This is a genomic window from Methanonatronarchaeum thermophilum (assembly GCF_002153915.1).
In the GTDB taxonomy this organism is placed as follows: Archaea; Halobacteriota; Methanonatronarchaeia; order Methanonatronarchaeales; family Methanonatronarchaeaceae; genus Methanonatronarchaeum; species Methanonatronarchaeum thermophilum.
Map to the genome: position 1 here is coordinate 305,001 of NZ_MRZU01000003.1, position 12,500 is coordinate 317,500.

Here is a 12,500-nt window from a genome sequence, read left to right on the forward strand (position 1 = left end):
TCCTTAATTTCTAAAACAAGTTTATCCTCATAGATCTCTTTTATAGATGTTTCTAACTCTCCATTATCGATAAACAACCGATCCCCTACAGAGATTTGGTTACCAAAATCATGGTTGAAATAAAAATCACTTTCTGGGTTAAAACCTACTTCAAAAATATCGCCAACAGCAATTTCCTTAGCCCCATCCGTATGTAAACGAATTTCTGGTCCTTTTAAATCAAACATAATTGGAACATCGGTAAGCTCTTTAATATCTCTACAAATAGAGGAATAACTATCTATAGAACCATAAGCAGTGTTCACTCTAAAACAATCAACCCCCTCATTACCTAACAACTCTATCTTATCCCTACTATCCGTCGAAGGGCCCAATGTAACAACAATTTTAGTCTTAATCAAACCAATCAAAACCAATTAAACATATACTTACAGATACTACTTCAAAATCCTTAATTACAGTGGTAGCAAGGCAGAAGCCCATCGGCTCTAGCCGTGTGGATGAATGCTAGTAAGTTATATCCATCGATACTAATCCTGAATAATAATCATATTTACCTAAAATTATGTTGGCCTCATAATGGTGGATAGGATAGGTTATTATATAAAGAGGATTATTTTGTTTTAAGATTTTGATTAAATATAGATATAGTTGTATCTATGCAAAAACCTAAAAAAATAGATTTGCGTGAGGTAATTCGTTTTGTCTAAGGGTTATCAACAGACGTTGGAAGAAATAGATGAAGTTCTTAAAGGTGTTAGATCCAACCTATTAAAGATATTAATAGTTGCAGCTGTAGCTTCATCAGTAGGATATCTACTTACATATCCCGCCCTATCGATAATTGAAGCACAAATGCTCTCAATGGTTGAAAACAACGTTGAAGTCATATATATCGGGCCTCTGGAGCTAGTGGTGCTACAGATAAAACTAGGTTTTTTATTCGGTTTAGTTGTAACACTACCATTAATCCTATACTATATATACCAAGCAATTGACGAAAGAATCGAAAGAATCAATGTAGGGTTAAACTTCACTAAAAAAGAAGTATTCACTCTTGCAATCTTATCTGTAGTACTTTTTTCGGTAGGCGCTGCATACGCTTGGTTCTTGATGGCTCCATTAACGTTTGAAGCACTTGTTTTAATGACGGAGATGGTTGACCCAGACATGCGGATAACATATACAATAAGCAAGTTTATTGAGCTGGTTGCTTTACTCGTAATCGGATTCGGATTAACATTCCAAATGCCAATATTCCTAAACCTATTGATACGATCCGGATTAATGAGTTACGAATCAATAAAAGCCAAAAGAAAAATCATATATGTTATAATATTGGTCTTATCAGCCTTTATCACAGGCCCAACGATAATAACCCAATTTATGGTTGCACTACCACTGTTCGCCTTCTTCGAAATAAGCTTAATAGCAGCAAAATGGGCTGAAAAAAGAAGAACATCCAGAGCTGTAGCAATAGATTAAAAACAAAAAACCAATACAACCCCAAACTAAAACAAAACATCTATATATCCAAAAACAGCGTCCACTACAAAATAAAATAAAGTAAAATAAAGTAAGTTTTTATAGAGTTGTTTTCTTTGTAGGTAGGTGTTGATGTATTGTTTTTTTATTCTCTTAGTTTTATTTCAAGGAAGCTTTCGAGTTTTTTGATAACTTTTTCTTCTGGTAGTTTTTTTTCGTTTTCTAGTTTACTTATGACTGAGCTTTTTTCGTTTATTTTGTCTGCGAGTTCGTCTTGGGTTAGGCCTTTGTTTTCTCTTGCGTTTTTGATTGCCTCTCCATAGTCAGGTATTATTTGATCCATTTCGTCGTATACGCTTTTTCTTTTTTGGGAAGTTTTCTTTTTAACTGTTATTTTCTGGGTTTTTTCTTTACTGGGTTTTTTCTGTATTTCTTGGCCTAGACTTTTACAGTTAAGGCATACTTGCATTTCGGATCCTTCGACACGCACTTTCACGGTAGTTTCGGCATCTTTACCACATATTTCACACTGCATTTTAATTGCCACCAAAGAACTACAACAAAAATATATGCCTGAAAGCCTTAAGTTTTCCCCGGGAGTCTAATATGGGGAATGAAGAGAGAAACGAAGAAGACATGGACAAATTCCATAGATATCTGCTTGACCGAGTTCAACAACTAGAAAATAAATATGATGATCTGAAGAACGAGAAAGAAGATGTAGAAAGTCGGATGAAGGATGAGGAAGATAAGAAGATTAAGTTTAAAAGAGAGGTTAGGAAGCTTAAAAGCGAGCTTGAACGCATGAAAAAACCACCTCTAGTGGTGGGGACAATATTAGACGTTCTAAACGACGGTAAGATTGTTGTTAAAAGCACTACTGGTCCTAAGTTTGTTGTTGATGGCTCTAACATCATTGATGACAGTGATATACAGCCTGGAACCCGAGTTTCATTAAACCAACAGTCTTTAGGGGTTGTCGAAAGACTACCTTCCTCCAAAGACCCCAGTGTCTACGGTATGGAAGTAATAACCTCCCCAGACATAGCCTACTCGGATGTAGGCGGTCTTAAAGAACAGTTGATGGAACTAAAAGAAACGGTTGAACTACCATTGACCTGTCCTGATAAATTCAAGAAAGTCGGTGTAGAACCACCCAAAGGAGTATTATTGTATGGACCACCTGGCACCGGTAAGACAATGATGGCTAAAGCAGTAGCCCAAAAAACCGATGCAAACTTTATAAAAGTTGTAGGTAGTGAGTTGGTTCAAAAATACATTGGAGAAGGTGCAAGGCTTGTTAGAGAGGTCTTCAAACTAGCTGAAGAAAAAAGTCCAAGCATAATATTCATCGATGAATTAGATGCAATAGGTGCTAAAAGACAACAATCCTCAACCTCCGGAGATAGAGAAGTGCAGAGAACATTAATGCAGTTACTATCCGAGATGGATGGCTTCGATAAACGTGGGGAAACAAAAATAATTGCAGCAACAAACAGACCCGACATCCTTGACCCCGCTATACTACGGCCTGGACGTTTCGATAGGTTAATCGAAGTACCACTACCTGAATTAGAGGCAAGAAAACAGATATTCAAGATTCACACACGCAACATGAATCTAGCTGATGACGTAAAAACAGAAGAACTTGCTAAATTAACAGATGGAAGTTCAGGAGCAGACATAAAAGCAGTAACAACCGAAGCAGGTATGTTAGCCGTAAGAGAAGACCGAGAACAAATACAAATGAAAGACTTCGTTAAAGCAATTGATAAAGTAAAAGGAAGTGCTCCAAGAGACGAGATAAGTGGGTCAACAGAAGGACTTATGTTTGCCTAAAACCCATTTCCACTCCCTTTTACATTATCTCTATTTTAATTATTTTTAACCTAAAAAAAATAAAAAAAGTTTTTTATTCAGTTTATTTCTTTTCTTATTTCACTATAGAAACTACTTCTTTTTTGCTCCAGTTCTTCCATAGATTTTGATTTAAATATCACCGTTCCAACAGTTGAACCGTCAGGCAGTTCACCGAGATATAATTCTTCACAATGGTCGAAACTGTATTTTCTATAGTTCTGAGAATTTATGAGTTGTATCTCCCCAATATTTGTAACCTCATCATCGATTTTAAAGTGCTCAAAAACCACTGGATCTACCTCAATTTTCTTTGAGTAGGTTTCAAAGCCTTTATCTGGTTTTATCATCTCTTCTAGTAGGTTGATACCGGTCGCCCAATATACAGCTATCGGTGTTTGGCTTGGAAATCTTGTGTTTACCTCTATTAGATATGTTTTATTGTTTCTAACTGTCTGTATATCAAATAAATAGTTTATATTTAGGTTATTAGTTATCTTTTTGATTATTTCACTTTGTTCTTTTAATATCTCGGTGGAGATCTTTGGAGTGCAAATAATTCTACAACACCCGTAACTCTCATCAAACTCTAGGACGGTTGTTACGTATTCAAATGTCTCTCCATCTCGAGATATTGCTTCTGTAGAGTAATGTTTTCCCTCAATATATTTTTGAACAAGGTAGTCAGTTCCAATGGTTTCAACCTGCTGTTTCTTATTTACTTTCCTTACACCTTGACTACCACTACCATATGTTGGCTTACATATCCAAGGAGGCTCCGATTCAGTTTGCTTTGGAGGAATATCTACAAAAGGTTCCAACTCATTGTACATCTGTTTTTTATTGGACATCATGAAGAAAGAGTTAAAGTCGAATAGTATCTCTGGTTTAAGTTCACTATCTTTTTTTTGCAACAGTTTTAATGTTTCTTGATTCTCTGTAGCCGGTACAATATACTCAAAATCCCTTGCAAATTCCCTGAACTTTGTGAATTGATCAGTTATATCAATTTGAAAAAATCCATCCGAAATTGATCGAGCTATTGGATTGGCCTTCCGATCAACAATCATTGAATTCCTATTAGATTTATTTGCGAGGTAACAAAGTTCAAAGCCCTGTAAACCCCCTCCAACAATCAAAACAGACATAGCCTATAAATTATTCTAAATAAACTTTTATTTTATCGAAAATACGCCCTACAACCCCCAACAAAAAAGAAAAACAAATTCAAAACACAATAAAAAAAATCTGTACTAACCAAGAAATAAAAAAACAAGTTATTAAAAATCACAACTTACGATAGTTTTCTTAATTTTAATGGAGTAGTTCTATAAATGTAATTCCGATTACTATTCCTGACAAGATTCCTATTATTGCGGTGTGTCCTGTTGCCCTTCGATGTGAATCTGGTATAAGTTCATCAAATACTATGTATAACATCGCTCCTCCAGCAAATCCTAGACTAATTGATAGTGCTATCTCTGATACGCCTCCTAAAGCACCTCCTATAAAGGCTCCAATTCCCATTGGAACACCTGCTAAAGCGGTTACAAGTAATATCCTAGAGTTCTTTATTTCACCAACACCCATAGCAGTTGCAGCCGCCATCCCTTCAGGAAAATTATGAATAGCCATTAAAACTGCTAGAGTAACACCAACCTCAAAATTTACAAGTAATGCAGTACCGATAGCTACTCCTTCAGGCAGATTATGCATAGCAATACCTACGCTGAGAAGTAATCCAGTTTTCAACTGTTTGGCTTTTTCTGCACTACCATTTAAATCAAAAGAAAAATGTTTATGAGGAAAATTAAAATCCAAGAAACCTAATACCACTATACCTAAAACAAGGCCAACCAAACCTGTAAATAATGATCCTTCCTCAATCGATTCAGGGATTAACTCAACAAATGTTATAGCAACCATCACACCAGCAGAAAAACCTAACAATACACTTAAACTACTTTCTTTAATTCGCTTAAACAACACGACAAATAAACCACCAGAACCAGTACCTAATACACCGCTCAACAATCCTATTACTGTGATAATTGCTAGATACTCAAACATTATTGATTCAACATTCCTCGATAGTTTTTACTCTAATTATTCTTCCAGTTATATTATATTTTAATAAATTCTCTTTATCTCCAACCCAAAAAAAATAGAGAAAGCCAATCAAAGCTTTTCACAACCACCAGTATATTAAAATACCATTTTATACCAATCAAATAAAAAAACAAAAATAAATTACTTAAAAAATTACTAAAAGAAATCTTAGAAACAACTTCGGTATATCACTTTTAAATCTAAATCTCAATAAATACAATATTCCTGATTTTATAATTAAAATCTTTAAACTCTCAAAATTGAGTATAAAATGTTTTTATCCAAGTTATTTTTAAGTTTATGTTTTCATTGGATTAATAATAGTCCTATAGTGGGTATAATTACGTAGATATTAGTTTTAAGTGATTTTTATTTGTTTTTATGGTTCCTTCAGGGAGTAGGTGTAGTTCAGAAAGAGATGTTATTACGTTGACTGTCAATCTACCGAGTGGCTTTAGTTTTATAGGCTATTTCTTTAAGGATTATTTGTTTTTATTTGTTTTTGTATGTTTATTTTATGTTTGATTGTTTATTCCGGTTTTTTGATAGCTAATTTTTTTGTGATTACTCCTTCTAGGATACCTAATAAACCTATAATGGATTTTTATATTAGATGTGTATTGTTTAGGTTGCTGTTTATTGAATAATCAAAATTGTGGTTAGGGCTATTCCTGCAGCCATGAAAATAAACCAGATTTTTGGGCTCCATCGATATAGTTGTCTTCCTTTTAATACTCCGAATGGGGCGAATATCAGTATGGATTGAAATATATAGAAAATTAAGCTAATGATTGTTGCTGTTTCTAAAATTTGTATGTTTGTTAGTTGACTTGCTATCATAAAGCCAGTAGTTAGTGATAGTCCAGCGAGAATGGACATTGCTGTCATTTTACCCATAACTTCAGGGTTTTTATGGTGGTTGAATCCTTTTTCTGAAAGATATGTGGATCCGTAAACAGGAGCAAATCCTCCGAAAAATCCGATTATCAAGCTAAGTGTTATTCCATTTTCCCAAGACCTGAATTCTGGTTTATAACCAAGGTTTTTGCCAGTTACCCAACTAATACCTTCGTAAACTAATATATTTAATACGAGAATGGCTAAAACCCATATTGAAAAATTTAAAAACCCGTTAATCCCTAATGTTCCTATCAAGGCTATTATTAACACAATACTTATCGGTTCAAGAAAGTTTGTATTTCTCTCTGGTTTTTCTACATTCAACCCCTTCCATAATAGATTGTGCCCTAGCGCTAAAAAATAAAAAGTTAAAAACCAGATCAAAGGAGTTCTATATCCCCATAACTTGATTTGTTCAGACAGCCGGAGTCTAGAATAGCCTTTTTGTTCATGTATCTTCCAAGATGGGGAGTTGTATCCTTCTACATCTGAAAAAATCTCATCAACTTCCAATGAAATGAAAAATTCTTCTGTTTTCTCAAATAACCTACTACCTACTCCTTCACCTTGAATGGAGGGATCCACGAATATATAATCGATTTGACCTATCTTACGGTTTCCTTGTTCTATAGTGTCGAAAATACTTGCTCCAACGATCTCATCTTTCTTTAGAGCTACTATAATAATAGGGTCTGAAGAATAAAGGTTGTACTTTGTAAATAGATAGTAGAAAAACGGGATTGTTTTTCTCGCTATTCTTAAAACTCTTGATTTTTCACCATCTTCCATCTCTCTAATCTTCAGGTTTTCAGAAACCAAAAAATATCTCCCATGGTTTTATTATGTATTATATAGTTTTTAATTTTATTTAAAATTGTAATTATTAACTACCTATTTGTAATATGTTTTATTAAAAATGATAATTATTAACTACCTATTTATAACAGAAATTAAATAAAGTTTTTTTTACTATGAGTAAAACACACGAAAGTAAGGCTGAGTTGGACTCAAGTGTAGATAGCGGGCTAAGTTCACTTACTGAGGAAGAAGCGAAATTCCTTTTGGAAGAGAGGACTAAAGAATTAGAAGCTATAACTCGAGCTAATGAATTGTTCGGTGTGTTAGATAAAGAGGTTGGGGAGCTCGCAGATGTATATTCTAATGAATTATCTGAGTGGTTTCAATATCCAGATGTGGCTGAAGCTAAAATAATTGTTGGTGATGATGAATTTAAATCTCCAAATTACATGGAGACATCTAATCCACTTAGAACCGAGCTTGAAACGGATAATGGAACAAATGTATCAATAGAGATGATTTATACCGAAGATAAGCCGCAAGAAGATATTGGTCCTTGGCTATATGAAGAAAAAGACTTGATAGAAACTATTATAACTTTTATACACAGTCATGTCAATCAATGGGAGAAAAGAGAAGAAATAGAGGATGAACTTAAAAGGCAAAAAGAGGTTGCTGAAGAAGTTGAGCTTAGTGTTGGTGAAGTTCAAGAGGCAACTTCAGGTATTGCTGAAAACGCTCAGGAAATAAGTAATCATGCACAAAGCTCGGCTGAATCTATGCAGGAAGTGAGTGGTGAAGTCTCAGATATGTCAGCTACAGTAGAAGAAATCGCCTCAACCGCTGATCAGGTTGCCAGTACAAGTGATGAAGCAGAAAAACTATCTAATAAAGGTCAAGAATCCGCAGATGAAGCTATAGATAAAATGAACTCAATAGATGACTCTACAACGGAAGTTGTCAAAGACATAAATATACTCCAAGACAGAATAAACGAAATCGACAATATAGTTGAAATAATCAACAACATAGCAAACCAAACAAACATACTAGCTTTAAATGCTAGTATAGAAGCCGCAAGAGCAGGAGAAGCAGGTGAAGGATTCGCAGTAGTTGCAGATGAAGTTAAATCACTAGCAGGAGAATCACAAGACCACGCAAACGAAATAGAAAAAATGGTCAAAGAAATCAAAAAAGACACTACACAAACAGTAGAAAGCCTAGAAGAAACAACTACACAAGTAGAACAAGGAATAGATCAAGTTGAAGAAGCAATGAACATATTGGATGATATAACAGAATCAGTCAGAGAAACATCACAAGGAATAAATGAAGTTTCAAAAGCAACAGAAGACCAAGCAGCATCAACAGAAGAAATAGCCAGTCTAACAGACCAGCTAGTTGAAGAATCAAAGAAAGTTGCAGAAGAAATAGAATCTGTCGCTGCTTCCAACGAAGAATCAGCATCAAAAGTTGAAGAAATAAACGAAACTGTAAAACGATTAGTGTAAAAATGTCTTCCCAAACCAACCAAAAAAAATACGAAACAGTACAAGTCCTAGAATTCAGTTTAGGAAACCAAGACTATTGCGTCGACATCTTCGATGTAACCGAGATAGTAGAGGGAGGTAAGATAACCCCACTACCAAAAACATCAGAACACATAGAAGGAGTAATAGACCTAAGAGGACAAACAACAACGGTAATAAACCCTAAAAAAATACTAGGAATCGAAGAAAAAGGAGAAAAAGATATAATCAAAGAAAACGGAGTCACAAAAAACCTAATAATAATGCTTAAACCCGATCTCATAGAAGATAAAGGGAGAATGGCCTGGCTGGTAACAAACGTAGAAAAAGTCAACACAATAAAAAAAGAACGGTTTGAATCAAAAATAGCAGCCAATACAAGAATGTACAAAGGAATTATAAAAAACGAAGACAACGATAAATTCAGAATCTGGCTAGACCCAAAAGAAATGCTAAAACTAGATAAAATAGCAGCCAAAGAAAACAAACAAAAAGAAACGGAAGAAAAACAAGAAACTTAAAAACTTGGAAACAAAGGAATAGCTCTAAATGGTTTTCCAAAAACAAGAACCCAAGGAAATCTAAAATAAAGAAACAATGAAACATGAATCAAGAGAGTTTAAGCAAAGAAATCGGAGTTTTATTTCCACAGCTGTGGTTTTATTTCCACAGCTGTGAAACAAATACCTTAACTTGAAAGATTAATCAACAACGGAAGAAAAAACAAACCACTAAAAAATTTAAAAAAACCAAAACAACCTATAAAAACAACTTAACCGTCATATAGAAACGAAAAACCTACAAAAATTTAATAAAGACTAATTAACACTAAATATTAAAATACTTGACAGTTAAAATTTTTTTAAAAACGGGATTAGAATACAACTAACTAACCCAGATCAATAAAAAAATAAGAATGGATAAAAAAAGTTAGGACAGCTAAAGGGAAACACATATACCTATATAGTATTTCTATAGCTTGGACCACTTGTTTTTTTAAATTAATTTTTTTGTAGTTTTCTGAAGCTCAAATATTTTTGTTTAAGTGTTTTTCTTAGTTTTTATAGTTTTATTTGGTTTTTTGTTTTGTTGGATATTGAGTGTTTGATGTTAGTTTTATATGTTTTTGTATGTTAATTTACAAATAGCTTTTATTTATTGGTGTTTTGTTTGTTGAGAGGTTGTTTTGGTAGTTTGGATGAAGAAGGGGTTAGCCATGTTGTAGGTGTTATTTTAATGTTAGCTGTTGTTGTAGTTTTTTTTGGTATTGTTTCTGCTTTTGTTTTTGGCAGTATTGGATCACCTGATTACCCACCTCAAACCTCTCTATCTGTTGATGAAGTTGCTGAAGAAGATAGTGAAATTATTATACTACATGAGTTCGGGGATTCCCTTTTTGTTGATGAAACTAGTTTAGTAGTTACAGATTTATCTGAACCTACTAATCAGTTCAGAATTGAAAATCTTGGAGATTCGGGTCAATTTGTGAATTTCAGTGGGGATAGATTATCCGTTGGAGAAAGAATAGAGATAAATAAATCGTTTATTCAGGAAAATTTGGGTTTGGTTGGAGAAACAGAAATTGAAATAATGTTTGTAGACAGAGAAACTGGTGAATCTGTATCAGTTTTAGAAACAGAAGTCATTGGAATCGAAGAGATAGAAATAGATGCATCAATAGAAATAGAGACTTTACGTGAAGATGATAAAAATTTAACAATAGAATTAGACTTTGAAGATGCAGAGCCATATCTAGTTGTAGAAAACCAAGATAAAGACAAAGAATATACAGATGATTTAGAAGATCCAGATCTCCATGAAATTGAAGTTGATTCAGATTATATTGATGGGCTTGATGAGGGTGATGTGATTAACGCTTCCTTGTATGAATCTTCTGATAGAGATGTATTGCTTGCTTCAAGCGAGACTGAGGTATTAGAAGAACTTGAAGAAGACGTAGATTTTAAAAAATTGGTTATAGATGTTGATAAACAGTCAGGTTTTCTATTTACAAGTTATACTGTCACTCTAACTGAGTATGATGTTAATGATTATGGATTGGTTGATGAAGTAGTTTTAGGGGCAGAAACACCAGGTTTATTTTTTGGTGATAGTGATTACGATATTGGTGAGTATAGTGATGAGTATAGTGATGATCTTGAGGTTTCAGTATCTTCTGTGTTTATTGATGAGGTTGAGATTGATGTTTCTTTGTTTGATGAGGATGGAGGTGAATTAATTAGTTGTTCTCTTGTCACAAGTTCAGGTGGTGATTATAATTCAACGGATTTTGAGTGTTGATTTTGAATTCTTCAGGTTTGGTGTTTTTTTATAGTTTTGGTATTTTGATTGTGTGGTTTAGGTGTTTCTCTATTTCTTCTATTGGTTAGGGTAAGTATTCTAACTGATATGACTTTTGGAGTTTTGTTTTTACATAATACGATTTGTTTGTTGATTCTATCTATCTTTTAGATTATTGGTATATTGGTTGTTTTATGTTTTTATGATGAGAATGAAGATGAATAGAGGTTATTAGAGTTTTTTTAGTTTTATTTGGAATTTTGATCCGCCCAGTTCTGAGTCTTTGATTTCTATGGTTCCGTTGTAGTTTTCTGTTATTTTTTTGGCTAGGTATAGTCCGAGTCCTGTTCCTCCGGATTCTCCTTTCTGGTATCCTTTCTCGAAGACTTTGTTTTTGTTTTTGTCTGGTATTCCTTTGCCGTCGTCTTCTATAGTGATGATACATTCTTTTTTTGTTTGTTTTCCTGAGATCTTGATTTTGTTTCCCTGGGAATGGATTATCGAGTTCTCAACCAGGTTAGAGAATAGTTCCTGTAGGAGCGGCCCCCCCATAACCTTACTATCTATATTTTCGTGTTGTATCTCGATGTTTTTGTTTTTGGCTTGGTCTTTGTGTTCTGTGACTACACTTTCGATGGTTGTGTCTATGTCTTTTTGTTTTTGTTCTTCTTTTTCGGTTATTTGTCCTAGTGTTCTTACTTTCTCGATCAGTTCTACACTGTCTCTTGTTGCTTTTTCAGCTTTTGATAGATATTCTTTGAGTTCTTCGGGGATTTCATAGTTTTTAGATAGTTGTAGGTATCCTTGGACGACTTGGCATTTGTTTTGGACATCGTGTCGTAGTAGGCTGTGGAGGAATTTTTCCCTCTCTTCCACTTTTTTTCGGTGGGTGATATCTCTTGCTATTCCATCAATCCTTATTGGTTCGTCATTTTTGTCATATATCATTTTGGATTTATCGTTCACCCATCTAACATCACCGTTTTTGGTGATTATTCGTGTGGTTCTTTCCGCCTCTCCTTTTTTTATAACCTCTTCAAAGGCTTTTTGATTCAAGTGCCTATCTTCAGGATGAGTTATTTCCTGCCATATTTCAGGATTTTGTTCAATTTCTTCAGGAGAATAACCATATATTTTTTCAGCTGAAGGAGTGACGTAGTTTAAATCTAACTCTGGCCAGTTTAAAGACCATATTACGTCGCGCGTATTGTTTAAAATTGTATTCAATTGATTTTTGCGTTGTTTTATCTCATTTTCCATTTTTTTGGGCTCTGTTATTTCTGCTGCTACTTCAACAGCTCCGATTACATCTCCATTGTCGTTTTTGACCGGATTCGCTTTAATTAGCCAATGTCTAGAGTCTTTAGGCCAGTGTTCTTGGTTTTCTGAGTTTAGTTCGGCTTCTGCTGGTTCTCCGGTTTCTATCGCTTTATCCACGGGACAGTTATTGCAAATTTGGTTTATACCCCATGCTTGGTAGCATTTACGGTTTTTAAGTTCCTCTAGGGAGAGTCCTGTAGC

At 34.2% G+C, this 12,500-nt stretch carries 11 protein-coding genes (2 of these 11 cut by a window edge); 5 read left to right on the top strand and 6 right to left on the bottom strand.

The window, feature by feature from the left end; genetic code table 11:
* A protein-coding gene (gene pyk, locus AMET1_RS02845) for a pyruvate kinase (RefSeq protein WP_086636970.1) crosses the window boundary here: on the bottom strand, window positions 1–416 show its start. 973 nt of this gene lie to the left of the window's left edge; only the first 416 of its 1,389 coding nucleotides appear in the window; its start codon is at window positions 414–416; its stop codon lies off the left edge, out of view.
* 286 nt (window positions 417–702) lie between these two features.
* Between pyk and tatC the strand changes: the two genes are divergently transcribed.
* Entirely contained in the window at window positions 703–1,485 is a 783-nt protein-coding gene (gene tatC / locus AMET1_RS02850; protein ID WP_086636971.1) for a twin-arginine translocase subunit TatC, read from the top strand.
* Window positions 1,486–1,630: 145 nt separating this feature from the next.
* On the opposite strand, the gene AMET1_RS02855 is transcribed toward tatC, so the two are convergent.
* Window positions 1,631–2,020 (bottom strand): multiprotein bridging factor aMBF1, encoded by a 390-nt coding sequence (locus AMET1_RS02855; RefSeq protein ID WP_086636972.1) that lies wholly within the window; start codon window positions 2,018–2,020, stop codon window positions 1,631–1,633.
* A 101-nt stretch (window positions 2,021–2,121) separates the two neighbouring features.
* Here AMET1_RS02855 and AMET1_RS02860 point away from each other — a divergent pair, with 101 nt between their 5' ends.
* A complete protein-coding gene (locus AMET1_RS02860) occupies window positions 2,122–3,324 on the top strand; it encodes a proteasome-activating nucleotidase (RefSeq protein ID WP_236629430.1) in 1,203 nt (400 codons plus the stop codon).
* 77 nt (window positions 3,325–3,401) lie between these two features.
* Here the strand turns inward: AMET1_RS02860 and AMET1_RS02865 are convergent, their stop codons facing one another.
* The 3 genes from AMET1_RS02865 to AMET1_RS02875 all read right to left on the bottom strand — a co-directional run bounded on the left by AMET1_RS02865 (window position 3,402) and on the right by AMET1_RS02875 (window position 7,170).
* Window positions 3,402–4,490 carry an ATP-grasp domain-containing protein gene (locus tag AMET1_RS02865; RefSeq protein ID WP_086636974.1) on the bottom strand — a complete coding sequence of 363 codons (1,089 nt, stop codon included), beginning with the start codon at window positions 4,488–4,490 and terminating at the stop codon, window positions 3,402–3,404.
* Window positions 4,491–4,656: 166 nt separating this feature from the next.
* Entirely contained in the window at window positions 4,657–5,412 is a 756-nt protein-coding gene (locus tag AMET1_RS02870) for a ZIP family metal transporter (RefSeq protein WP_086636975.1), read from the bottom strand.
* A gap of 675 nt (window positions 5,413–6,087) precedes the next feature.
* Window positions 6,088–7,170 carry a GNAT family N-acetyltransferase gene (locus AMET1_RS02875; RefSeq protein ID WP_086636976.1) on the bottom strand — a complete coding sequence of 361 codons (1,083 nt, stop codon included), beginning with the start codon at window positions 7,168–7,170 and terminating at the stop codon, window positions 6,088–6,090.
* A 152-nt stretch (window positions 7,171–7,322) separates the two neighbouring features.
* Between AMET1_RS02875 and AMET1_RS02880 the strand changes: the two genes are divergently transcribed.
* From AMET1_RS02880 to AMET1_RS02890, 3 genes are all read left to right on the top strand, one after another.
* A complete protein-coding gene (locus AMET1_RS02880) occupies window positions 7,323–8,660 on the top strand; it encodes a methyl-accepting chemotaxis protein (protein ID WP_086636977.1) in 1,338 nt (445 codons plus the stop codon).
* A 2-nt stretch (window positions 8,661–8,662) separates the two neighbouring features.
* Window positions 8,663–9,199 (top strand): chemotaxis protein CheW, encoded by a 537-nt coding sequence (locus AMET1_RS02885; RefSeq protein ID WP_086636978.1) that lies wholly within the window; start codon window positions 8,663–8,665, stop codon window positions 9,197–9,199.
* Window positions 9,200–9,872: 673 nt separating this feature from the next.
* Window positions 9,873–10,979, top strand: coding sequence for a type IV pilin (locus tag AMET1_RS02890; RefSeq protein ID WP_143406824.1), 1,107 nt, complete (start codon window positions 9,873–9,875; stop codon window positions 10,977–10,979).
* A 231-nt stretch (window positions 10,980–11,210) separates the two neighbouring features.
* On the opposite strand, the gene AMET1_RS02895 is transcribed toward AMET1_RS02890, so the two are convergent.
* Window positions 11,211–12,500, bottom strand: partial view of a PAS domain S-box protein gene (locus AMET1_RS02895; RefSeq protein ID WP_086636980.1) — the 3' portion only. It continues 1,221 nt past the right edge of the window; the window shows 1,290 of its 2,511 coding nt (coding positions 1,222–2,511); its start codon lies off the right edge, out of view; the stop codon is at window positions 11,211–11,213.